The 21,697-nt window shown below is 48.5% G+C and carries 23 protein-coding genes and 1 tRNA gene; 14 read left to right on the forward strand and 10 right to left on the reverse strand.

Features of this window, described 5'->3' with window-relative positions:
- The first annotated feature begins 1 nt into the window (after window position 1).
- Entirely contained in the window at window positions 2-1,039 is a 1,038-nt protein-coding gene (locus M2404_RS06290) for a linear amide C-N hydrolase (protein ID WP_259238878.1), read from the forward strand.
- A 66-nt stretch (window positions 1,040-1,105) separates the two neighbouring features.
- On the opposite strand, the gene prmA is transcribed toward M2404_RS06290, so the two are convergent.
- The 5 genes from prmA to M2404_RS06315 all read right to left on the reverse strand — a co-directional run bounded on the left by prmA (window position 1,106) and on the right by M2404_RS06315 (window position 6,366).
- Window positions 1,106-1,993 (reverse strand): 50S ribosomal protein L11 methyltransferase, encoded by an 888-nt coding sequence (gene prmA, locus M2404_RS06295; protein WP_259238879.1) that lies wholly within the window; start codon window positions 1,991-1,993, stop codon window positions 1,106-1,108.
- A gap of 80 nt (window positions 1,994-2,073) precedes the next feature.
- Complete coding sequence (accC, locus tag M2404_RS06300; protein ID WP_259238880.1) at window positions 2,074-3,417, reverse strand: acetyl-CoA carboxylase biotin carboxylase subunit; 1,344 nt, start codon at window positions 3,415-3,417, stop codon at window positions 2,074-2,076.
- A 16-nt stretch (window positions 3,418-3,433) separates the two neighbouring features.
- On the reverse strand, window positions 3,434-3,892 hold the full coding sequence (gene accB / locus M2404_RS06305) for an acetyl-CoA carboxylase biotin carboxyl carrier protein (RefSeq protein WP_259238881.1): 459 nt from the start codon (window positions 3,890-3,892) through the stop codon (window positions 3,434-3,436).
- A 22-nt stretch (window positions 3,893-3,914) separates the two neighbouring features.
- On the reverse strand, window positions 3,915-4,370 hold the full coding sequence (aroQ, locus tag M2404_RS06310; RefSeq protein WP_259238882.1) for a type II 3-dehydroquinate dehydratase: 456 nt from the start codon (window positions 4,368-4,370) through the stop codon (window positions 3,915-3,917).
- 220 nt (window positions 4,371-4,590) lie between these two features.
- Window positions 4,591-6,366 (reverse strand): protein-disulfide reductase DsbD, encoded by a 1,776-nt coding sequence (locus tag M2404_RS06315; protein ID WP_259238883.1) that lies wholly within the window; start codon window positions 6,364-6,366, stop codon window positions 4,591-4,593.
- Between the two features lie 292 nt (window positions 6,367-6,658).
- Between M2404_RS06315 and M2404_RS06320 the strand changes: the two genes are divergently transcribed.
- The 3 genes from M2404_RS06320 (at window position 6,659) to M2404_RS06330 (ending at window position 9,392) form a co-directional block, all read left to right on the forward strand.
- Window positions 6,659-6,949 carry a co-chaperone GroES gene (locus M2404_RS06320; protein ID WP_068228453.1) on the forward strand — a complete coding sequence of 97 codons (291 nt, stop codon included), beginning with the start codon at window positions 6,659-6,661 and terminating at the stop codon, window positions 6,947-6,949.
- Window positions 6,950-6,997: 48 nt separating this feature from the next.
- Complete coding sequence (gene groL / locus M2404_RS06325; protein WP_259238884.1) at window positions 6,998-8,635, forward strand: chaperonin GroEL; 1,638 nt, start codon at window positions 6,998-7,000, stop codon at window positions 8,633-8,635.
- Window positions 8,636-8,855: 220 nt separating this feature from the next.
- On the forward strand, window positions 8,856-9,392 hold the full coding sequence (locus M2404_RS06330) for a DUF3016 domain-containing protein (RefSeq protein ID WP_259238885.1): 537 nt from the start codon (window positions 8,856-8,858) through the stop codon (window positions 9,390-9,392).
- A 77-nt stretch (window positions 9,393-9,469) separates the two neighbouring features.
- Here the strand turns inward: M2404_RS06330 and priC are convergent, their stop codons facing one another.
- Window positions 9,470-9,778 (reverse strand): primosomal replication protein PriC, encoded by a 309-nt coding sequence (priC, locus tag M2404_RS06335; protein ID WP_259238886.1) that lies wholly within the window; start codon window positions 9,776-9,778, stop codon window positions 9,470-9,472.
- Window positions 9,779-9,950: 172 nt separating this feature from the next.
- Between priC and M2404_RS06340 the strand changes: the two genes are divergently transcribed.
- Window positions 9,951-10,340 (forward strand): MerC domain-containing protein, encoded by a 390-nt coding sequence (locus M2404_RS06340; protein WP_259238887.1) that lies wholly within the window; start codon window positions 9,951-9,953, stop codon window positions 10,338-10,340.
- 52 nt (window positions 10,341-10,392) lie between these two features.
- Here the strand turns inward: M2404_RS06340 and M2404_RS06345 are convergent, their stop codons facing one another.
- The 3 genes from M2404_RS06345 to rsgA all read right to left on the reverse strand — a co-directional run bounded on the left by M2404_RS06345 (window position 10,393) and on the right by rsgA (window position 13,190).
- Window positions 10,393-11,094, reverse strand: coding sequence for a glycerophosphodiester phosphodiesterase (locus M2404_RS06345; RefSeq protein ID WP_259238888.1), 702 nt, complete (start codon window positions 11,092-11,094; stop codon window positions 10,393-10,395).
- Window positions 11,095-11,276: 182 nt separating this feature from the next.
- The gene (asd, locus tag M2404_RS06350; protein WP_259238889.1) at window positions 11,277-12,137 is read right to left on the reverse strand and encodes an archaetidylserine decarboxylase; all 861 of its coding nucleotides are present in this window, start codon (window positions 12,135-12,137) and stop codon (window positions 11,277-11,279) included.
- Window positions 12,138-12,155: 18 nt separating this feature from the next.
- Window positions 12,156-13,190: a small ribosomal subunit biogenesis GTPase RsgA gene (gene rsgA / locus M2404_RS06355; protein WP_259238890.1), complete on the reverse strand. Its 1,035-nt coding sequence runs from the start codon at window positions 13,188-13,190 to the stop codon at window positions 12,156-12,158.
- A gap of 111 nt (window positions 13,191-13,301) precedes the next feature.
- Between rsgA and orn the strand changes: the two genes are divergently transcribed.
- The 3 genes from orn (at window position 13,302) to M2404_RS06370 (ending at window position 14,296) form a co-directional block, all read left to right on the forward strand.
- Complete coding sequence (gene orn / locus M2404_RS06360; RefSeq protein ID WP_259238891.1) at window positions 13,302-13,853, forward strand: oligoribonuclease; 552 nt, start codon at window positions 13,302-13,304, stop codon at window positions 13,851-13,853.
- Window positions 13,854-13,919: 66 nt separating this feature from the next.
- Window positions 13,920-13,995: transfer RNA gene (locus tag M2404_RS06365), tRNA-Gly, on the forward strand.
- A 94-nt stretch (window positions 13,996-14,089) separates the two neighbouring features.
- On the forward strand, window positions 14,090-14,296 hold the full coding sequence (locus M2404_RS06370; protein WP_259238892.1) for a DUF1289 domain-containing protein: 207 nt from the start codon (window positions 14,090-14,092) through the stop codon (window positions 14,294-14,296).
- Here M2404_RS06370 and queG read toward each other — a convergent pair.
- Window positions 14,265-15,398 (reverse strand): tRNA epoxyqueuosine(34) reductase QueG, encoded by a 1,134-nt coding sequence (gene queG, locus M2404_RS06375; protein WP_259238893.1) that lies wholly within the window; start codon window positions 15,396-15,398, stop codon window positions 14,265-14,267. The two genes, M2404_RS06370 and queG, sit on opposite strands and share 32 nt — an antisense overlap.
- Before the next feature lie 135 nt (window positions 15,399-15,533).
- Between queG and tsaE the strand changes: the two genes are divergently transcribed.
- The 6 genes from tsaE (at window position 15,534) to hflX (ending at window position 21,689) form a co-directional block, all read left to right on the forward strand.
- On the forward strand, window positions 15,534-16,049 hold the full coding sequence (gene tsaE, locus M2404_RS06380; protein WP_259238894.1) for a tRNA (adenosine(37)-N6)-threonylcarbamoyltransferase complex ATPase subunit type 1 TsaE: 516 nt from the start codon (window positions 15,534-15,536) through the stop codon (window positions 16,047-16,049).
- Window positions 16,036-17,343: an N-acetylmuramoyl-L-alanine amidase gene (locus tag M2404_RS06385; protein WP_259238895.1), complete on the forward strand. Its 1,308-nt coding sequence runs from the start codon at window positions 16,036-16,038 to the stop codon at window positions 17,341-17,343. Before tsaE ends, M2404_RS06385 begins: the two co-directional genes overlap by 14 nt.
- 2 nt (window positions 17,344-17,345) lie before the next feature.
- Window positions 17,346-19,100, forward strand: a complete 1,755-nt coding sequence (mutL, locus tag M2404_RS06390) for a DNA mismatch repair endonuclease MutL (protein ID WP_259238896.1) — start codon at window positions 17,346-17,348, stop codon at window positions 19,098-19,100.
- Complete coding sequence (miaA, locus tag M2404_RS06395; protein WP_259238897.1) at window positions 19,097-20,026, forward strand: tRNA (adenosine(37)-N6)-dimethylallyltransferase MiaA; 930 nt, start codon at window positions 19,097-19,099, stop codon at window positions 20,024-20,026. The genes mutL and miaA overlap by 4 nt, the downstream gene beginning before the upstream one ends.
- An 89-nt stretch (window positions 20,027-20,115) precedes the next feature.
- Complete coding sequence (hfq, locus tag M2404_RS06400; RefSeq protein ID WP_068228488.1) at window positions 20,116-20,376, forward strand: RNA chaperone Hfq; 261 nt, start codon at window positions 20,116-20,118, stop codon at window positions 20,374-20,376.
- A 17-nt stretch (window positions 20,377-20,393) separates the two neighbouring features.
- Window positions 20,394-21,689, forward strand: coding sequence for a ribosome rescue GTPase HflX (gene hflX, locus M2404_RS06405; protein WP_259238898.1), 1,296 nt, complete (start codon window positions 20,394-20,396; stop codon window positions 21,687-21,689).
- Window positions 21,690-21,697 lie beyond the last annotated feature (8 nt).

Consider the following 21,697-nt stretch of genomic DNA (forward strand, 5'->3'; position numbering starts at 1 on the left):
GATGAAAACGTCCGTATTATTGTTAAGCGCTTTACTTAGCGTTACGATCCCAACTACTACTGAAGCCTGTACCCGCGCAGTATATAAAGGCCAGGATAACCTTATTCTTACTGCCCGCTCAATGGACTGGCGGGATGAGATCCCGGCTAACCTGTGGTTGTTTCCCCGTGGCATACAGCGGCAGGGTGAAGTAGGGGCTAACTCTGTACGCTGGACGTCGAAATATGGCAGTGTAATAGCCAGTGCCTTTGATATTGCCAGTGCCGATGGTATGAATGAAAAAGGTTTGGTTGCCAATTTACTCTGGCTGGTAGAATCACGTTACCCGCAATATGATGGCAGCCAGCCAGGCTTAACTGTGGCGGCCTGGGTTCAGTATATGCTGGATAACTTTGCCAGCGTGGCCGAGGCTGTTACCGCCATGCAGGCCGAACCTTTTGTAGTGGTGTCCTCTACTATTCCCGGTACTGACCGTTTTACTACTGTGCATTTATCGTTGTCTGATGCCAGCGGAGACAATGCAGTATTTGAATATATTGACGGCAAGCTGGTTATCCACCATGACCCATCTTATACCGTGATGACAAATTCACCGGTGTTCGAGAAACAACTGGCGATAAACGAATACTGGCAAGAGCTGGGCGGCACTACCATGTTGCCTGGTACCAATCGTGCCGCAGATCGGTTTGTTCGGGCGTCGTTTTACTTAAATGCAATACCGCAAACTAATGATCCTGCACTGGCAGCTGCCAGCGTGTTTAGCCTGATCCGCAATACGTCTGTGCCCTATGGCATTTCTTCGCCGACTGAGCCGAATATTTCTTCTACCCGCTGGCGCTCAGTGGCAGATCATAAATCACTGCGTTATTACTTTGAAACGGCGTTAACACCCAATACGTTCTGGGTGGAGTTAACACAAGCTGATTTTCGTGCCGGGCAGCCGGTGCGTAAGCTTGCATTGGATAAAAACCAGACCTATGCCGGCAATACCATTAAGCAGTTTAAAAAAGCCACGGCATTTCAGTTTGCCGGTTTATAGCATCTAATATAGTGTCTGGTTATATTGCTGCCTGCCAGTTCTGTGTAGCATGGCAGCTAATTTACCCTAGCCAGCATGTTTTTGTGCACTCAGGCGTACCCATTCTTCTTGTACGGCGATGGGGTCAAAGCTGAACTCGTCGCTGTAAGCGTCTATTACACTTTGTGCCTGGCTTTCTAAAATGCCTGACAGCGCCAGTTTACCCCCGGGTTTAACATAGCTGCTGATCACGGCTTTTAATTCGGCCAGCGGCCCGGCGAGAATATTGGCTACGACGACATCGGCCTGAAAATCACTTGGCTGGTCTTTGGGTAAATACAGTTCTATCTGGCCTTCGACATTATTGCGTTTGGCGTTGGCCGTACTGGCTTCTATTGCCTGGGGGTCAATGTCGACACCAATTACCCGTTTGGCACCAAGCTTTAATGCGGCTATGCCCAAAATGCCGGAGCCACAGCCAAAATCGACCACGGTCTGTTGCGGTTCAATGGTGGCATCCAGCCACTGCATACATAACGCTGTAGTGGGGTGGGTGCCGGTGCCAAAAGCCAGACCGGGGTCTAACATCACGTTTACTGCTGTTGGGTCCGGTATATCACGCCAGCTGGGGCATACCCATAAGCGGCTGCCGAATTTAATCGGATGGAAGTTATCCATCCATTCGCGCTCCCAGTCTTTATCTTCTAACTGTTCCAGCTTGTAATCGACACCGTCTTTAAAAAATGACACCTGCTGCAGTTGCTTTACCACCTTATCCATTGGGTGCTCAGCATCAAACAGGCCCACTACCACGGTATTGGTCCAGTAAATCACTTCGCCGGGCATTGGCTCGTAAATCGGGGTGTCTTGTGCATCAACAAAACTAACGGCCTGAGCGCCCCAGCCCATCAGCATATCGCTGACTTGTTCGGCTTTTTCTTCGTTGGTACTAACGCGCAGTTGGATCCAGGGCATAATCAGTCTCGCTTATAAAAATTTGCCGCATTATAGCAAAAAGGCCGCAAAAGCGGCCTTTAATCTGTGTAAGCCCTGGCTTACTTAATACCCAGTTTCTTCTCTAAATAGTGGATATTAGTACCACCTTTACAGAAGCCGGCATCACGCATAATGTCTTTATGCAGCGGGATATTGGTTTTAATGCCATCTACCAGCAGCTCATCCAGTGCGTTACGCATCCGGGCAATAGCGATATCGCGGGTTTCACCGTAGGTGATCAGCTTGCCTACCATAGAGTCATAGTTTGGCGGTACGGTGTAATCGGCGTAAATATGTGAATCCCAGCGAATACCATTACCACCTGCCGGGTGGAAGCGGGTAATTTTACCCGGCGACGGGATAAAGGTAACCGGATCTTCAGCGTTGATACGACACTCGACGGCATGACCGCGAATAATAATATCTTCCTGTTTAATCGTCATTGGCATGCCAGAGGCAATACGCAGTTGCTCTTTAATCAGGTCAACGCCGGTGATCATCTCGGTAACAGGGTGCTCTACCTGAATACGGGTGTTCATTTCAATAAAGAAGAACTCGCCGTTTTCAAACAGGAACTCAAAAGTACCAGCACCGCGGTAGTTCATTACTTTACAAGCTTCAACACAGCGGCCACCGATAAAAGCACGCAGTTCCGGCGTAATGCCAGGTGCCGGTGCTTCTTCTACTACTTTCTGATGGCGGCGCTGCATAGAACAGTCTCGTTCACCTAAGTGAATAGCATTGCCCTGGCCGTCGGCTAATACCTGGATTTCAATATGGCGTGGGTTTTCCAGGAATTTTTCCATGTACACCATATCGTTACCAAAGGCAGCTTTGGCTTCGGCTTTGGTCATCTCGATAGAGCTAACCAGTTCTTCTTCGCTGCGCACTACACGCATACCACGGCCACCACCGCCGCCGGCGGCTTTCACAATGATCGGGTAGCCAATGCGTTTAGCAATAACCATATTAGTGGCCGGATCGTCGCCTACAGCGCCGTCAGAACCCGGTACACAAGGTACGCCGGCTTTTTTCATCGCCTCAATGGCTGATACTTTATCGCCCATTAAGCGGATTGAATCCGGGTGTGGGCCAATAAATACCAGGCCACTTTCTTCTACCTGCTGGGCAAAGTCAGCGCGCTCGGCTAAAAAGCCATAGCCAGGGTGAATAGCCTGCGCATTGGTAACTTCGGCAGCAGCTATAAGTGCCGGTATATTTAAATAGCTTTGTGGTGATGCAGCCGGGCCGATACAAATGGTTTCGTCGGCCAGCAGCACGTGTTTTAAATTACGGTCTACCGTAGAGTGCACGGCCACCGTTTTAATGCCCAGCTCTTTACACGCGCGTAAAATGCGCAGTGCAATTTCGCCGCGGTTGGCAATCAGTACTTTTTCTAGCATCAGTCTGCCTTTTGCGTTATTCAATCACAAAGAGTGGCTGGTCAAATTCAACCGGCTCGCCGTTTTCTACCAGAATTTCTTTGATCACACCGGCCTTGTCAGACTGGATCTGGTTCATCATTTTCATTGCTTCAACAATACATAATGTATCGCCAACTTTAACGCTCTGGCCTACTTCAACAAAGGCTTTAGCTGTTGGTGATGCTGCACGGTAGAAAGAACCTACCATTGGCGATTTCATAACATGGCCACTAATGGCCTTTGGTGCTTCAACTGCTGCAGGTGCAACGGGTGCTGCAGCCGGTGCCGGTGCATATTGTTGTTGTGCCGGAGCATAGTGCTGCATAGGTGCATATTGCGGGGCAGAGCCGTTACGGCTAATACGAACCGACTCTTCACCTTCGGTGATTTCAAGCTCGTTAATGCCAGATTCTTCTAACAGCTCGATCAATTTTTTAATCTTTCTAATATCCATGTCTTTTTAGCCTGATTAGTTATTACTGTTTGGTTGTTTGTAACGCTGCTACCGCCGCATCAAGTGCGTAGTGGTAACCTTTGGCACCAAGGCCGCAGATCACCCCTTTGGCGATATCAGATAAATATGAATGCCGGCGAAAACTCTCGCGCGCGTGCACATTAGATAAGTGCACTTCAATAAAAGGAACCGCCACCGCCAGCAACGCATCGCGAATAGCGATACTGGTATGGGTAAAAGCGCCGGGATTAATCAGAATATAATCCTGTTTGCCCAGGCATTGTTGAATAGCAGTCACCAGTTCGTGCTCGGCATTAGATTGTAAATGTGTCAGTTCGACACCTTTCGCCGCTGCCTGTTCCGTCAGATCGGTAATAATATCCTGCAAGGTGGCACTGCCATATACTGTTGGCTCGCGCACACCCAGCATATTCAGATTAGGACCATTCAACACTAAAATTCGATAAGTTGCCGCCATTTGTGCGTTATTCCCGCTAATTGTTTTGATCCGGCCCTATCTTGCCAAAGCTAACGGATAATTGCATCTGTTTGCCAAAATTTGGCTGCAAGCAGTGCCGTTGGCTTAACAATAGCGCCTTATTATAGTGAAATCGTGACAAATGGCAGCAAAATACTGGTCTTATCAGCCAGAACACAGTTGGCAGTAGGCGACGCCGGTTAAAAGCGCCGCCCGAAGTTTACTGTTGTAGTTGTTGTAAATGGGCAGCAAAGTCGGTGGCGTTCATAAAGCCGGTTACCCGGGCACTGCTCATTTCTTCACCTTGCGGGCTGAAAAACAGCAGGGTGGGCAGGCCAAGCACCTGATAATTGTCCAGCAGCGCCTGATCTTTGCGGGTCATCTTGGTTACGTCTACTTTTATCAGCTGCATCTGTTGCATTTGTGCCTGCACTTCGGCTTTGGGAAAGGTTAAATGCTCAAACTCTTTACAGGCAATACACCAGTCCGCATATAAGTCTACCAGAGTGTAGCGCCCTTCACTGGCGGCAATTTTTTGCTGTAGCTCTTCCAGTGAGCTAACCAGTTCAAAACCTGCCTGCTGTTGCTGCTGTGTTGTCACTGTAGCTGGCGCAGAGCCCGGCCACCAATGTTTCAGGTTAAGATATAACGCTGCGCTAAGCAGTATTTGCGCCAGTATTAAAATAACCGCTTTGGCGTTGTTGCTTTGCAGGCTGAACATCATGCGGTACAGGTAAACAATAAAGCTGAGTAACAGCAAAGAACCTATAGCCAGGATGTAACTGAACGGCAGCATCCGCTCCAGTAAAATAAGCGGCACTGCCAACAGCAGGAAGCCGAATGTGGCTTTTACCGCATTCATCCAGTTACCGGCTTTAGGCAGCAGTTTACCGCCAGAGCTACCCAAAATAAGCAGCGGCAGGCCCATACCTAAACTTAAAATATACAGCGTTACTGCACCCAGCAATAAATCACCGCTTTGTGCTACGTACAACAGCGCGGCTGACAATGGTGCTGTGGTGCAGGGCGAGGCGATAAGGCCAGACAGTGCACCCATGGTAAAAGCACCTTTGTGTGAGCCGCTTTGCTGTTTGTTGCTCACACGGCTGATTTTTTCCTGCCAACCAGACGGTAGTGTCAGATTAAACACGCCAAACATCGCCAGTGCCAGCAGCACAAAAATGACGCTGGCAACAATGAGCACTGCTGGGTGCTGCATATAACCCTGAAACCGTACACCTAAACTGGCTACCACTAAACCTAAAGCCGAATAGGTAATAGCCATACCCTGTACATAAGAAAACGACAGCGTAAAAGCACGCTTGCTGGATAACTGCTTGCCCTGGCCAACGATAATGCTGGTTAAAATGGGGTACATTGGAAATACGCATGGCGTAAACGCCAGGCCCAAACCCAGTAAAAAGAAACCAGCCAGTGTCGCCAAACCAGCGCCGTCACTAAGTTTTGCTGCCAGTGTATTCTGGCTGGATACCAACGCGGTGCTCTGGTTAGCTACGTCGCCTGGAGTAGCTGCTGCGTGTTGCTCCGTGTTAAGGGGTATTAGCGGCAGTTCTTTGGTTACTGGCGGATAGCATAAACCGGCTTCGGCACAGCCCATATACTGAATTTTAAATACCGCATCTTCGCTGACATCCGTTAACGGAATGCGCAGGATTAACTGATGAAAATACACCTGCGACACGCCGAAAAACTCGTCTTCTATCTGCATGCTGGCCGGATAGCTGGGGTGAGAAAAGCTGACGGCAATACCGCCCAGTTTTATTTTATCTTTATAAAGATAATAACCATCGGCGATAGTCCAGCTAACGATCAGCTCATCTTGCTTTTGCACAAAATCAAACTCGAATGCCTGCTCTACCGGCAAAAAGCTATCATTGGTATTGAGCAGGCTATTAAGCACTGAGTTTTGCTGGGCAGAGGCTGGCGCCAGCAAAGCAAACCAGAGTAAAAATGGCAGAACAAAGACTTTATACATCAGCTTATACTTCCTCTTAAACGCCACCGCGTTGTTATGGTATTACACTAACATGAGCATACTATACGCTGATAGCCGCTTTACGGCTTTATCAACGCGACTATTGTCACCCAGGTAAAGACCTGTGCCAGGCCGGGTTTATTTCAATAGCGATAAAGTTAATCGGTTTGCCTTAAGCAGCAATGAAGAAATTTTCGCTTTACCCCTTGGATTTTTTTCTGCAGTGCCCCATATACCCGGCAGACAATTTAACACCCATGTTAAAACACAAAATAGCTTTAGGAGATAGAGCATGAATATTCGTCCATTACATGATCGTGTCATCATCAAACGTTTAGAAGCTGAAAGCAAATCAGCTGGTGGCATAGTCTTAACGGGCGCTTCAGCGGAAAAATCTACCCGCGGTGAAGTGGTTGCGGTTGGCTTGGGCCGCGTATTAGATAACGGTGATGTTAAGCCGTTAGACGTTAAAGTTGGTGACAAGGTGCTGTTTGGTGCTTATGTAGAGCGCACAGAGAAAATTGATGGTCAGGAATATGTGATCACCAAAGAAGACAATATCTTAGGTGTAATTCTGGATTAATTTTTCCGTAAACCTTACAACGATTAACTGAATTTAAGGATTAAGAAAATGGCAGCAAAAGACGTACGTTTTGGCGATGAAGCCCGTAACAAGATGCTTAAAGGCGTCAATATTTTAGCAAACGCCGTGCGCGTTACATTAGGCCCTAAAGGCCGTAATGTGATTCTGGACAAATCATTCGGCTCACCCGTTATAACAAAAGATGGTGTATCTGTTGCTAAAGAAATCGAGCTGGAAGATAAGTTCGAGAACATGGGCGCGCAGATGGTAAAAGAAGTTGCTTCTAAAGCCAATGACGAAGCCGGTGACGGTACAACCACAGCAACAGTACTGGCACAAAACATCATCAACGAAGGTGTTAAAGCCGTTGCTGCCGGTATGAACCCGATGGATTTAAAACGCGGTATCGACAAGGCTGTTGTAGCTGCGGTGGAAGAATTAAAAGCGTTGTCACAGCCATGTGCCGACAGCAAGGCCATTGCCCAGGTAGGTACTATATCTGCTAACTCTGACGACGAAATTGGCCAGATTATTGCTAAAGCGATGGACAAAGTAGGCAAAGAAGGCGTAATCACTGTTGAAGAAGGCCAGGGTTTAGCCAACGAGCTGGATGTAGTTGAAGGTATGCAGTTTGACCGTGGCTACCTGTCACCTTACTTTATCAACAACCAGGAAGCTGGGCAGGTAGAACTGGACAACCCATACATTCTGACTGTTGATAAGAAAATTTCTAACATCCGCGAATTGCTGCCGGTATTAGAAGGCGTTGCCAAGTCTGGCAAGCCACTTCTGATCATTGCTGAAGATGTTGAAGGTGAAGCGTTAGCGACACTGGTAGTAAACAATATGCGCGGTATCGTAAAAATCTCTGCGGTGAAAGCACCAGGTTTCGGCGATCGTCGTAAAGCCATGTTGCAGGATATTGCTACCTTAACCGGCGGTACTGTAATTTCTGAAGAAATTGGTATGGAGCTGGAAAAAGCAGGCCTGGAAGAATTAGGTACTGCCAAGCGCGTAGTGATCACCAAAGATAACACCACTATTATTGATGGTGCCGGTGAGCAAGCAGGCATTGATGGCCGTGTGAAGCAAATTCGCCAGCAAATTGAAGAAGCAACATCAGACTACGACAAAGAGAAACTGCAAGAACGTTTAGCTAAACTGGCTGGCGGCGTCGCAGTAATCAAAGTAGGTGCTGCTACTGAAATTGAAATGAAAGAGAAAAAACACCGCGTTGAAGATGCGCTGCATGCAACCCGTGCTGCGGTTGAAGAAGGCGTGGTGCCAGGCGGTGGTGTAGCATTAGTGCGCGTTGCTGCTAAACTGGCTGACCTGCGTGGTGCTAATGAAGATCAGAACCACGGTATTAAAATTGCGCTGCGCGCAATGGAATCGCCGCTGCGTCAAATCGTGGATAACGCCGGTGATGAGCCATCAGTAGTGGTTAATCAGGTTAAATCAGGCACAGGTAACTACGGTTACAACGCTGCCAGCGGCGAGTACGGCGATATGCTGGAAATGGGTATTTTGGACCCAACTAAAGTAACCCGTTCAGCATTGCAGTTTGCTGCCTCTGTTGGCTCACTGATGATTACCACTGAAGCGATGGTAACAGAGCTGCCAAAGAAAGATGCCCCGGCAATGCCTGATATGGGCGGCATGGGTGGTATGGGCGGCATGATGTGATAAAAATGTAAGTGCCTACTTACCAGAAAACCCCGGCTTTATGCCGGGGTTTTGCTTTTTCCGGTATTGCTTTTATTGTAACTGGCTACATTTTTATACAAAAGGCTACAGCATTCAGGTATTGATCAAGGCTATAGTTAGTCGTGTTTAGTAAACTTATTACCGGCTGGTCACTCTAATCAGAGTGGTTACAGCTGGCTATTAGTACAGGAGACAAACGATGCGTGCAACAATATTGTTATGCAGTTTAGCTATGGTGTTTAGCACAGGTGCTGTACAGGCAGGTGAGGTTCAGATGAACTGGCAGGAGCCGGAAAAATTCACCGATATCCGCCCGGCCAATGACAGCCGTAAAGCTTTTCGTGAAAGAGTCATTAAGAGATTTGATGGCTTTTTTAATGATATGGCCGCCCAGTTACCTGAGGGTTATAAGTGGGAAGTTACTGTAACGGATGTCGATTTGGCCGGTGACGTAGATTATTTTATCGGCGGAAGCGGTAATGCGTTACGGGTGGTGAAAGATATTTATTCACCGGCTATCCGTTTTACCCATGTGCTGCGGGATAAACACGGTGAAGAGGTTGTCAGCGGCGAAGAGCGCCTGCGTGATATGAGCTTTATGCAGTCATTACGCTCAGCCAATGACAACGAAGAGTTTCGCTATGAAAAGCAGATGCTGAATAACTGGTTTAGCAAAGAACTGCAGCCCAAAGTGGAGCAGTATGCGTTAGCGCTGCCCAAAGTAAGCACAAACTGAGTGCGTAGCAAACCAGCTTGGTGATAATAAATACTGCTGTAACTTAAGCTGGTGTTGACCTTGCAGGCGTGCTGATTTTATTTTGCGACCATAGTGCGAAACTCTGCCAGCGTAGTGTGCAGTTGCTTTAGTTGCTGCACCACGCGCTGCAATGTTGCGGTATTAAATTGCTGGCTTTGCCGCATGGCAGCAACCTGCTCAGCTGTTTCTGCCAGATAGGGCATAAAGCGGTTGCTGGATACTTTAAATAGCTTACTGTCGGCAAAAATACGCTGGTGTTTGGCATGACCTTGCTGTTGCAGGTTATCCAGCAGTGCATCAGCGTCCAGCGCTTTGCGGTACAGCTCTTTTAAGTTGTCATCGAGTTGGTTAAGTAAAGTATCCATAATACGGCTTAGCTGAAAAAAGTGCTGCTATTATGCCATAAGCCCAGCGCAGCTTCAGCACACTTGCCGTGAAAGCCCGTTTTAACGGGTATTTTTTTCATTGCCCGTTTCTTTAGCAAACGTTTTGTTATATTATCTCGTTTCTTTATTTTCAGCTGCCAGAGTAAGCCACGTGTTAGCAACAGTAAGAAACGTATTTGATAAAGTAGGTATTGCAGTGACGTCGCTTTGCGCCATTCACTGTATTATGCTGCCGATCATTCTGCCGGTTTTGCCGTTACTAGGCCTTAGTGTTGGCCATAATCATGCTTTTGAGCGCGTGATGTTGCTGGTTACTATCGTGCTGGGCTTTATTGCTTTGTTTATTGGTTTTCATCGTTATCACCGCAAGCTATACCCGTTTTACTCTTTGTTTTTAGGTGTGTTTATATATTGGCAGCGGGATGTGTGGGGCCACGAATATGAACACGCAGTTTTGATCGTTGGTGCATCCCTGGTGGTGTTGGCGCATGTGATGAATATGCGGTTGTGTAATAGCTGCAAAAGCTGCCATGACCACTAGGCCAAAAACTTTATAAAAAATCCCGCTGCGGCGGGATTTTTGCGTTATAGTGTTAGCGTTTTTCTGCCAATCGTTGCCGGCTTCTGGCCGGGAAATTACTGAAAATACCGTCTACGCCGTATTGTTGCAGGCGGGTAATATCGTCAGGTTGATCCACAGTGTACACATACACTTTTAAGCCGCGCGCTTTAGCATCCGTAACAAAAGTCTGGTTAATAAAGCTGACATCGCAATTTACCGAGTATGCTTGCAACTGCTGCGCAAAGGCGGAGTAATCCAGTGGCAGGCAGGCAGTAAGTGCGCCAAGTTTTAGCTCTGGCCGTGCCAGTTTAAGAGCGGCAAGTAAATGGTGGTTAAAAGATGAGATCAGCAACCGCTGGCTGTCAAACTGCAGCTCTTGCTGTGCTTTATCCAGCACGGCCAGCAGTGGCGCTACGGTGTTTTTGCCTTTTAATTCAATATTTAGCCACAGCCTGCTGTTTTGCAGTAACTGCAATACCTGCCATAGCGTTGGAATACGCTCGCCACGGCCTGCATCCAGTTGCAGCAGTTGCTCTACAGAATATTGATAGATACTGCCTGTGCCGTTAGTGGTGCGTGCTAAGTGATGATCATGAATAACAATCAGCTCGCCCTGTACGGCGAATACATCTATTTCTATAGCGTCAGCACCCTGAGCTATGGCCTGGCTAATGGCCAACAGGGTGTTTTCCGGGTATTCACCACTGGCACCACGATGAGCAATGATTTGCATGTTCGGTCCTGTTCAGAAGAGTTAGGGGTAAAACTAGCAGAAGTGAATGCAGAGTATTTTTTTCGGCGACCGTTGCAGGCCAGGATGGCCGAATCGAGCCCCCAAGGATGGGTTCACGGCGTGTTGCAGAAAAAATATACGGCGCATTCACGTTTTCGAAGCGCCGTAGTTGAAGATTAGCTTTAAATTGCTGTATTAGCAAAAGGCGCACCCATACGGGTAACGGTACCGGGTTGCTGATCGGCTAAAAACTGTAGCTTATTCGCTGGGAAAGCCAGCACTACTGTTGAACCCAGTTTAAAGCGACCCATCTCGGCACCTTTTTCCAGCGTAATGGCATTTTTACCATGCGCAGGATAGCTCCAGCGAAATACATTTTTACCCGCCGGTGGCGTTACCGTGCCAGCCCACACAGTTTCAATACTGGCTACTATCGTGGCGCCTACCAGCACTAAAGCCATCTGGCCCAGTTCAGTGTCAAAAATAGTCACTACGCGCTCATTACGGGCAAATAAGTCTGGCACATTTTCTGCGGTTAACGGGTTTACCGAGAATAAATCACCCGGTACATAAATCATCTGGCGTAAAGTGCCGGTAACAGGCATATGAATGCGGTGGTAATCTTTCGGTGCCAGGTAAATGGTGGCAAAGTCACCGCCGCTAAAAGGTTCGGCTGTGGCAATATCGCCACCCAACAACGCCTGCAAAGAATAACTGTGGTTTTTAGCTTGTACCAGCTTACCTTGCACAATCGGGCCTAACTGGCTGACACAGCCATCTACCGGATGCGCTACGATATTGGCCTCTGTCGCCAGCGGGCGGATACCGTCTTTTAACGGCCGGGTAAAGAATTCATTAAAACTGGCGTAGTCTTTAGCGTGCTCAAACTGAGCTTCCGCCATATTAATGCCGTAGGCTTTAATAAAGCGGTTAATTAAAAAGTGGCTGAACCAGCCCAGCTTCGCTGCGGCTAATTTGCCAACAAGGCGTGAAAGTAAATGTTTGGGCAGCAAATATTGCAGGGTAATTTTTAAATTATCCATTATGTTCTCTGTATAAAGTTAAAAGTAATTCGGTTTGTCCTGCGCCATACTGGCGAGGATTTTTAGATAGCTGTCGTAGCGCTCCTGGCTGATGTCTCCGGCTTCTACTGCATGCTGAATAGCGCAGCCAGGATCGGAAATATGCTTGCAGTCACGGAATTTACAGCGCCCAAGCCAGGGAGCAAATTCAGTAAAGCCACGGGTAACTTCTTCTGCTGTTAAGTGCCACAGCGCAAATTCACGAATACCGGGTGAGTCAATTAAATCGCCGCCATCAGGCAAATGATACAGGCGTGACACTGTAGTGGTGTGCTGGCCGAGGCCTGAGTTTGCCGATACTTCCTGTGTTAATGCTTCAAGATCTGGTATTAAGTGGTTCATGAGTGACGATTTGCCCACACCAGACTGGCCAACAAAAATACTGGTACCGCTGTGCAGGTAACGGAGTAATTGCGCCATACCGACACCGCTTTTGGCGCTGACCAGTAAAAAGTTGTACCCGAGCTGTTGGTACAGTGATAGTTGCTGCTCTGTGGCAATAAACTCATCAGCGCTGAGCAAATCGGCTTTGTTAATCACCAGCAGTGGTTTAATGCCAGTTATCTCTGCCGCCACCAGATAGCGGTCAATAATATTCAGCGACAACGTAGGCAAAATAGCAGAGACGATAATCATTAAATCAATATTGGCAGCCACCGGTTTTAAGCCATCGTAAAAATCTGGCCGTAGCAGCAAAGAACTGCGCTCTTCTACGGCATCTATCACACCATCAATGCCGCCGGTGGGCTGTAAAGCGCGGCGCCACACTACGCGATCACCGGTAACTAAAGAAGCTACAGAGCGGCGCATATTGCAGCGCACCACTGCACCAGTTGTATCTTCAACATCAGCATGCTGGCCAAACCGGCTGAGTATCAGGCCGGTTTCTGTTGCGGCAAAGCTGCTGTCATCAACAGATTCGACACCTTTATTTTTAGGTGCACGCAACCTTTTGCTGGCATTGTCGGCAATACGTTGTTGCTGGCGCTGGGTAAGATGTTTTTTCTTTGTCACTGCTGCTTTTATCGCTCTGATGTAAAGGATGCTATTACTGCTAAGCTTAGGGCGTGTATGATACCTGCAATCTGTTAATGAACAAAGCAGCAACGAGTGTAAGGGTTTTTGATGAGTGTAAATGACAATAATCTGATTTGGCTTGATTTGGAAATGACGGGCCTAGAGCCAAAAACCGATGTAATTCTGGAAATGGCCACTATTGTTACCGATAGCCAGTTGAATATCCTGGCCGAAGGGCCGGTATTTGCTATTAAACAACCAGACGATGTGCTGGATAATATGAGCGCCTGGTGTGTTGAGCAACACGGTAAAAGCGGTTTAACGGCGCGTTGCCGCGCCAGCACAACCACGCTGGCAGATGCTGAACAACAAACCATCGCGTTTTTACGCCGGTATGTAGCACCAGGTAAATCGCCGATGTGTGGTAACAGCATAGGGCAGGACCGGCGCTTTCTGGCGGAGTATGCGCCAACACTGGAAGCATTTTTCCACTACCGTAATCTGGATGTCAGTACAGTAAAAGAACTTGCCCGGCGCTGGCACCCGGACGTGCTGAAAAAAGTACAAAAAGCAGGCAGCCATCTGGCGCTGGATGATATTCGTGAGTCAATTGCTGAATTAGTAACCTATCGCGAGCATTTTTTCAAATTACCGCAATAAAGTGCTTGCATAAGCTAACTGATTTTGTAAAATGCGCGCCATCACGACGTAACAACGTTAGTTGATGCGAGTATAGCTCAGCTGGTAGAGCGCGACCTTGCCAAGGTCGAGGTCACGAGTTCGAACCTCGTTACTCGCTCCAAATTCGATGAAAAACCGCACCTTGCGTAAGCACTGTGCGGTTTTTTGTTTTCTGCGATATAGTTAGTGCTTGTTGAACTTAACGTCTGTCTGCTATGCGTGAATCGCCCTGTGTGCGCAACTGTTGCCTGGACCAGCATGATTGTTGTCTGGGATGCGGCCGGTTATTAAACGAAATTGTAGAGTGGCACAGTGCAGACAGTATACGGCGCGATACGATTCTGATTTTGGCTGCACAGCGTCTGACACAGCGCCAGCAGTTATATGTAATCAGGCATCCCGCGGCAGACCCTTCTGGATAATCCTGACTAAACGCTCCGTGCTGCGCGGCAACAGTGACTCTGCCTGCCAGCCTTTACGTTTTTGCTGTGCTAACGCCCAGCGAATATGCTCTGCAACCAATTCGCTGGCATTATCAAGTTTGGCATTTAACGCCTGTACAATGTCTGCCTGATAAGGCGCATTACCCAGTGCCACAGCAATATTACGTTGCCAGCGCTCATAGCCAATACGGCGGATCGCACTGCCTTCGGTGTGGCTTAAAAACTCATATTCCTGCCAGGCAAATAAACTGAGCAGGCTTTGGCTTTGCCACTGAGGGCGGCGCTGAAAGTCGCCTTCAATGCTAAGCGGTGCTGTGCGGTTTTCCGGACAAACTAACTGACAGTCGTCACAACCATAAATCCGGTTGCCCAGTAACGGCCGGAATTCTTCCGGAATTGCGCCTTTAAGTTCAATCGTCAGATATGAAATACAGCGGCGGGCATCTACCACATAGGGTTCAACGATGGCGCCGGTGGGGCAACTGGTAATACAGGCTACACAACTGCCGCAGCTGCCGTCATGCGGTGTATCTAGCGGTAATGGCAGATTGACCAGCAATTCACCTAAAAAAAACCAGGATCCGGCTTCCTGGTTTAGCAATAAGCTGTGTTTTCCTATCCAGCCCAGCCCAGCTTGTTGCGCCAATGGCCGCTCTAAAATGGGGGCTGAATCGGTAAATGGCCGGTAGCCCAGTTCTGCCACCTGCTGATTAATACGCTCGCCCAGTTGCTTTAACCGGTTGCGGATCAGTTTATGGTAGTCCCGCCCCAGAGCATAGCGGCTGATATAAGCCTGAGTAGGGTCGGCCAGGTTGGTCGCAAAGCCGGCGCCTTTGGGTAAATAGTTCATCCTTACACTTAATACCCGCAATGTACCGGGTACCAGTTCTGCCGGTCTTGCCCGCAACATGCCGTGGCTGGCCATGTAATCCATTTCGCCGTGGTAGCCGGCATCCAGCCACTTTTGTAGCTGCCGTTCTGCATCAGGTAAAGAAACGCCTGTTATTCCCAACTGCGCAAAGCCCAGTTCCTGTGCCCAGCGTTTAATCTGTGATGCCAGCGCGGCATAATCTATTGTCATGCAAGAAACCGGTTAAAAAACACAGTGTAATTTAGCATAAACAGCCCTGTGGCGCCTAGTTGGCTGGGAACTTGCTGTCAGCAAAGCATGTCATAGTCGCGACAAGCGGTTTTACTGGCTCAGCAGGCAATTAATTTGTTAACATGGTGCGGTTTTTGTGCGACAACAGAGAAAATGCCGGTGCAGCAATTTGAAAGTGTGTTAAAGGATGAACAAGCAACATTAGCGTTAGCGTCACGGGTAGCTTTGCTGGTGTCGGGCGGGCAAACATTATTTTTGCAGGGGGAGCTGGGTGCGGGTAAAACCACTTTCAGTCGCGGCCTGCTTAATACTCTTGGCCATAAGGGCACGGTAAAAAGCCCAACTTATACTCTGGTTGAACCATACCAACTGGAAAGGTTAACGGTGTTTCATTTTGACCTGTACCGTTTGCTAGATGCTGAAGAGCTTGAGTTTATGGGCATTCGGGATTACTTTCGCAACGACAGTTTATGCCTGATTGAATGGCCACAACAAGGCATGGGTTATTTACCTGTGGCGGATCTGGACATACACTTATTATTCGAACAAGAGCAGCGGCGGGTAAGGATAAGCGCTAATACCCCAGCCGGAGCCAAAATGCTGAATGCACTAAATAATGAAAACGAATAATTACAATACGTTACACGTTTTATTGCTATTACTGCTGGCATTGTTCAGCGTTGCTGGCGTAGCTGCTAATCAGGTGCAGGGTGTAAGAATTTGGCCTTCGCCTGACAATACCCGGGTGGTGTTCGACTTATCTGGTGCACCGGATCACAAATATTTTACGTTGGATAAACCGGACAGGCTGGTTATTGACCTCAGCAATATTAAAGGTGGCAGCAACTTACCGGCAGTGTCGGGAGAATCACCGTTAATTAAAGCCATTCGCAGTAGTGGTGATGCCAATAGTATGCGCATCGTGCTGGATTTAGCCAAATCAACCAAAGCCAATGTGTTTGCTTTGTCACCCACGCCACCTTATGGACACCGTTTAGTGGTAGATCTACCGGACGATCAACCAACACAGAACGTACCTCCACCAGCTATCCGGGCTGCACGTGATATTGTTATTGCAATAGATGCAGGCCACGGCGGTGAGGACCCGGGTTCAATAGGTCCGAGTGGTTTTTATGAAAAAAACATCACCTTACCTATTGCAAGGCAACTGGCGCAGCTAATTGACCGTCAGCCAGGTATGAAAGCCATGATGGTGCGTACCAACGACTACTATATCCACGTTAACCGCCGTACCGAAATTGCCCGTGGCCAGCAAGCCGATCTGCTGGTTTCTATTCATGCTGATGCGTTTACCTCGCCACAACCGCGCGGGGCTTCTGTTTGGGTGTTGTCTTTACGCCGCGCTACAACAGAAGTCGGGCGTATGCTGGAGCAGACAGAACGCCACTCTGAGTTACTGGGCGGTGTGGCAGAAATTATTAAAGATTCAGCCAATGAGCGCTATCTGGCACAAACCGTGCTAGATTTATCGATGAACCACTCGATGGTAACAGCCTATCAGGTGGCCGGTGAGGTGTTGCAAGAGCTTGGTAAAGTTGCGCATTTGCATAAAAAAGAGCCGCAGGCTGCCAGCCTTGGTGTGCTTAAGGCTCCTGATATTCCATCTATTCTGGTTGAAGTTGGTTTTATCTCTAACCCACAAGAAGAGCGACAATTACGCTCGGCTGCGCATCAAACCAAACTGGCGCAATCTTTGTTCAGCGCGTTAAAACGACACTTTGAAAAGTCACCACCGGCTGACTCATTATTTGCTCAACAGCGCGCCCGTGAGCACCGCGTTAGTGCCGGTGAGTCTTTATCGTTACTGGCTCAGCGCTACAATGTGTCTGTTGATGAGTTACGCAATCTTAATCAGCTTACCACTGACAGTATCCGCGTTGGCCAGACCCTGCGGATCCCATAACTATGCCTATTCGTATTTTACCGCCGCAACTGGCTAACCAGATTGCGGCGGGTGAAGTTGTTGAACGCCCTGCATCTGTAGTGAAAGAACTGGTAGAAAACAGTCTGGATGCCGGTGCAGACCAGATAGAAATAGATATTGAGAAAGGTGGCAGTAAGCTTATCCGGGTGCGTGATAACGGCAGCGGTATTGCAGAGCAAGAGCTGGTACTGGCGTTAAGCCGGCATGCTACCAGTAAAATTACTGATTTGAATGATTTGGAAGCCATTACCAGCCTGGGCTTTCGTGGTGAAGCCTTGGCCAGTATCAGTTCAGTATCCCGGCTAACATTAACTTCAAAAACCGCTGAACAAAGTGCAGCCTGGCAGGCCCGTGCCGCCGGGCGTGATATGCAGGTAGAAGTGCAGCCTGCGGCGCACCCGGTGGGGACTAGCATTGAAGTGCTTGACCTTTTTTTCAATACTCCGGCACGGCGTAAGTTTTTGCGCACGGATAAAACAGAATTCAGCCATATTGATGAGCTGATAAAACGGCTGGCATTAAGCCGTTATGATGTTAGCTGGCAACTGAGCCATAACGGCCAGGTAGTACGCCGGTTAAAGGCAGCGAAAACTGAAGAACAGCGGCAAAAGCGGGTAGCAGCACTTTGCGGCCGGGTGTTTGCCGAAAACGCAGCTTTTATCCAGAATCAGTATGGTGATGTACGGGTATGGGGCTGGATCGTGCAGCCGCAAGCCTGTAGCAGCCAGTCGCAATGCCAGTACAGCTATGTTAATGGCCGGATGATGCGCGATAAGCTGTTAAACCACGCTATCCGTCAGGCTTATGGCGATCTGCTTACCGCTGATCAACAGCCTGCCTTTGTCATATACTTGGAGCTTGACCCGCGCCAGGTTGATGTGAATGTACACCCGGCCAAGCACGAAGTACGCTTTCATCAGGCCAGGCTGATACACGATTTTGTGGTATCGGCACTGGGCGATGCGCTAAGCCAGTTAACTACGCCACCGCTAACCGAAGACAGGGTTAACCGGGTGCAGGAGGCTGCAGCTTATAACTATCAGCCAGAGCAACCGGTTAGCAACCAGGCAGGCCGTAGCAGCGGTTATGCACCGCGTCAGCCGGGAGCCGCAGCAGTAAAACGTGAGCTGTCATACTGGCAGCACAGCCATAAATCGGCAGATGCACAAACAGAAACACCGGCACAACTGCAACCTGCAAGTGCTGCTGCATTAAACCCGTCTGTGCACACTCAATTAACAGATGCTCCGTTGATTGTGCGTAACCGGTATTTGCTTAAACAACATGCTGACGATGTGCTGTTGATTGATCTTGTGCCCACGTTGTCGGCATATTTTACTGCCAACAGCTCAGCAGCTGTGCCGTTATTGCTACCGCTGCGTATCAGTCTCAATGCGGCGCAGCTAGGTAAACTAACCCAATTGGCTGACAGCTTTAGCCGGACAGGTTTCGATATGCTGCTTACTGATAATACGGTGATAGTGCGGGCAGTACCGGACTGGTTACGCCAAACTGTGCTGGGGCGTTGGTTGCCGTTATGGTTTGAGCAACTGGTGCAGCAGAACAGCGATAATGTGCCGGAAACGTTATTGTTGATGTTGCTTAATGCTGAAGGGGTAGCCGCAGGCACTGTGTTAGAATCGGTGCCACAAGTACTATCGTTGTCTGAGTATTGGGTCAGTGCGCCTTTGCAACTTGATACCACGCTGAGTTTGTTAACAAGGCAACAACCATGAGCCAGATAAAGCGCGATGTCATTTTTCTGATGGGGCCAACCGCATCAGGTAAAACGGCGTTGGCAACAGAACTTTACCAACAGTTACCAGCAGAGCTTATCAGTGTTGACAGTGCATTGGTGTACCGTGGCATGGATATTGGCACTGCCAAGCCCACAGCAGAAGAGCTGGCCGTAACGCCGCATCATCTGATCGATATTAGGGATCCGGCACAAAGCTATTCTGCGGCAGACTTCCGTACAGATGCGTTGCGTTTGATTGCTGAAATTCAACATCGTGGTAACATTCCTGTTCTCGTTGGTGGTACTATGCTGTACTTCAAAGCCTTACTTGAGGGGATTTCGCCGCTGCCGGAGGCCAACGAGGCAATACGGCAGCAGTTGGAGCAGGAAGCAGCAGTGAAAGGCTGGGCCGGTTTACACGGCGAGTTAGCACAGATAGATCCTGTATCTGCGCAACGTATTCACCCAAATGATCCGCAGCGTATTAACAGGGCATTGGAGGTATACCGGCTAACCGGCCGTAGTTTAACCGATTTAACTACAGAAAAAGGGGAACCTTTTGCTTATCCGGTACACCAATTTGCGATAGCGCCGGAAGACCGTGCGGTATTGCACCAGCGTATTGCACTAAGGTTTGAGCAGATGCTGGCTGCCGGTTTTGAACAGGAGGTTGCGGCACTTAAAACCCGGCCGGATTTACACCCGGATTTGCCCTCTATGCGCTGCGTAGGTTACCGGCAAATGTGGGATTATCTGTCTGGCAATAGTAGCTATCAGCAAATGTGTGAACGCGGTATAGCTGCAACCCGGCAACTGGCAAAGCGACAGTTAACCTGGTTGCGAGGCTGGCCTGATCTGACATGGTTGGAAAGTAATGCGCCGGTGTCAGAAAACTTGCAAGCCGTTTTATCTTCGCTAAGCTAAATAAGATATAGAAAAAGACGTTTTAACAACTTGAAATAAAAAAAATAATACCAATATAAGTCGGACTAATTAAAAAAGGAAAGCGGCACATGGCAAAGGGCCAATCTTTACAAGACCCATTTTTAAACACCTTGAGACGGGAGCGTATTCCGGTATCAATTTATCTGGTGAATGGCATTAAACTTCAGGGTCAGATCGAATCTTTCGATCAGTTCGTTATTCTGCTGAAAAATACTGTAAGTCAGATGGTATACAAGCATGCCATTTCAACTGTGGTACCGGCCCGTGCGGTCAATACCATGGTAACTCACAGTAATGGCCAGGGTGATGACGAAGAGGACGTGGAATAATTTCAGGGGTTAGTCGCTTGTCTGACATTAGCGTGATACCGGAACAAGCGATCCTTGTCCATGTAAACTTTTCGCAGCAGCATGTCAGTGAGGACTTAACCGAACTGAAATTGTTGGTGGCTTCCGCCGGTGTGCAATCTTTGCAGGTTATAACTGCAAGCAGAAGTGCGCCTGATGCTAAGTTTTTTGTTGGCTCGGGTAAGGCCGGCGAAATAGCTGCACTGGTGGAAGAAACCGGCGCTGATGTGGTTATTTTTAATCATGCGCTGAGCCCGGGGCAAACACGAAATTTAGAGCGTTTGTGTTTGACCAGAGTTATTGATCGTACCACTTTGATCCTGGATATTTTCGCTCAACGCGCCCGCACCTTTGAAGGTAAGTTGCAGGTCGAGTTGGCACAGTTGCAGCATTTGGCCTCAAGGCTGGTGCGCGGCTGGGACAGCCTTGATCGGCAAAAAGGCGGTATTGGCCTGCGCGGCCCTGGTGAAACCCAACTGGAAACTGACCGGCGTTTACTGCGGGAGCGCGTAAAAGCGTTGCAAACCAGATTAGCAAAGCTGACAAAGCAACGCGAACAGGGGCGCCGGGCACGGCAACGTTCAGAAGTGCCGGTAGTGTCTGTCGTTGGTTATACTAACGCCGGTAAGTCGACATTATTTAACCGTATTACTAAAGCTGATGTGTATGCAGCTGACCAGCTGTTTGCCACCCTCGATCCCACTCTACGTAAACTGAAATTAAAAGGTGTTGGCGAGATTATTCTGGCTGACACTGTCGGTTTTATCCGGCATTTGCCACATGATCTGGTGGCTGCTTTTAAATCGACATTGCAGGAAACACGTGACGCCGATTTGCAGTTACATGTGGTAGATCTGTCTGATCCGCGCAAAGATGACAATATGCAACAGGTAGAACTGGTGCTGCAGGAAATTGAAGCCGATCAGTTACCACAGTTGGTGGTGTACAACAAAATTGACCTGTTACAGCAATTACCACGTATTGAATATAATGAATACAAGCAACCGGTAGCAGTATATTTGTCAGCTGTGAGTGGCGCCGGGATAGATTTGCTGGCGCAGGCAATAAGCCAGTTGTTGTCAGAGCGCTATCTGGAGATAGCACTGCTGTTGCCTCCTGAGCAAATGCACTGGCGGGCCAGATTTCACCAGCAACATAGTATTGAGCAAGAACAGTTTGATGCTGATGGCAATTGTCAGTTGCAACTGCGGTTAAGCGAGTCGGTCTGGAACCGCTGTCTTAAGCAGTCGCATGGACAATTAGAAAACTATGTCGTCAGTAAGCCGGTTATTTGATACATTAA

This window comes from Rheinheimera pacifica (assembly GCF_024809855.1).
GTDB lineage: Bacteria > Pseudomonadota > Gammaproteobacteria > Enterobacterales > Alteromonadaceae > Alishewanella > Alishewanella pacifica_A.

What these genes read in the sequence shown, in the direction of transcription:
- M2404_RS06345 (WP_259238888.1), bottom strand. Translation starts at nt 11,094, where the DNA reads ATGCAAATCATTGCTCATCGTGGTGCCAGTGGTGAATACCCGGAAAAC.
- asd (WP_259238889.1), bottom strand. Translation starts at nt 12,137, where the DNA reads ATGGATAATTTAAAAATTACCCTGCAATATTTGCTGCCCAAACATTTA.
- groL (WP_259238884.1), top strand. Translation starts at nt 6,998, where the DNA reads ATGGCAGCAAAAGACGTACGTTTTGGCGATGAAGCCCGTAACAAGATG.
- M2404_RS06370 (WP_259238892.1), top strand. Translation starts at nt 14,090, where the DNA reads ATGCGTGAATCGCCCTGTGTGCGCAACTGTTGCCTGGACCAGCATGAT.
- aroQ (WP_259238882.1), bottom strand. Translation starts at nt 4,370, where the DNA reads ATGGCGGCAACTTATCGAATTTTAGTGTTGAATGGTCCTAATCTGAAT.
- priC (WP_259238886.1), bottom strand. Translation starts at nt 9,778, where the DNA reads ATGGATACTTTACTTAACCAACTCGATGACAACTTAAAAGAGCTGTAC.
- prmA (WP_259238879.1), bottom strand. Translation starts at nt 1,993, where the DNA reads ATGCCCTGGATCCAACTGCGCGTTAGTACCAACGAAGAAAAAGCCGAA.
- M2404_RS06330 (WP_259238885.1), top strand. Translation starts at nt 8,856, where the DNA reads ATGCGTGCAACAATATTGTTATGCAGTTTAGCTATGGTGTTTAGCACA.
- M2404_RS06315 (WP_259238883.1), bottom strand. Translation starts at nt 6,366, where the DNA reads ATGTATAAAGTCTTTGTTCTGCCATTTTTACTCTGGTTTGCTTTGCTG.
- queG (WP_259238893.1), bottom strand. Translation starts at nt 15,398, where the DNA reads ATGACAATAGATTATGCCGCGCTGGCATCACAGATTAAACGCTGGGCA.
- hfq (WP_068228488.1), top strand. Translation starts at nt 20,116, where the DNA reads ATGGCAAAGGGCCAATCTTTACAAGACCCATTTTTAAACACCTTGAGA.
- M2404_RS06320 (WP_068228453.1), top strand. Translation starts at nt 6,659, where the DNA reads ATGAATATTCGTCCATTACATGATCGTGTCATCATCAAACGTTTAGAA.
- mutL (WP_259238896.1), top strand. Translation starts at nt 17,346, where the DNA reads ATGCCTATTCGTATTTTACCGCCGCAACTGGCTAACCAGATTGCGGCG.
- miaA (WP_259238897.1), top strand. Translation starts at nt 19,097, where the DNA reads ATGAGCCAGATAAAGCGCGATGTCATTTTTCTGATGGGGCCAACCGCA.
- orn (WP_259238891.1), top strand. Translation starts at nt 13,302, where the DNA reads ATGAGTGTAAATGACAATAATCTGATTTGGCTTGATTTGGAAATGACG.
- M2404_RS06290 (WP_259238878.1), top strand. Translation starts at nt 2, where the DNA reads ATGAAAACGTCCGTATTATTGTTAAGCGCTTTACTTAGCGTTACGATC.
- accB (WP_259238881.1), bottom strand. Translation starts at nt 3,892, where the DNA reads ATGGATATTAGAAAGATTAAAAAATTGATCGAGCTGTTAGAAGAATCT.
- accC (WP_259238880.1), bottom strand. Translation starts at nt 3,417, where the DNA reads ATGCTAGAAAAAGTACTGATTGCCAACCGCGGCGAAATTGCACTGCGC.
- M2404_RS06385 (WP_259238895.1), top strand. Translation starts at nt 16,036, where the DNA reads ATGAAAACGAATAATTACAATACGTTACACGTTTTATTGCTATTACTG.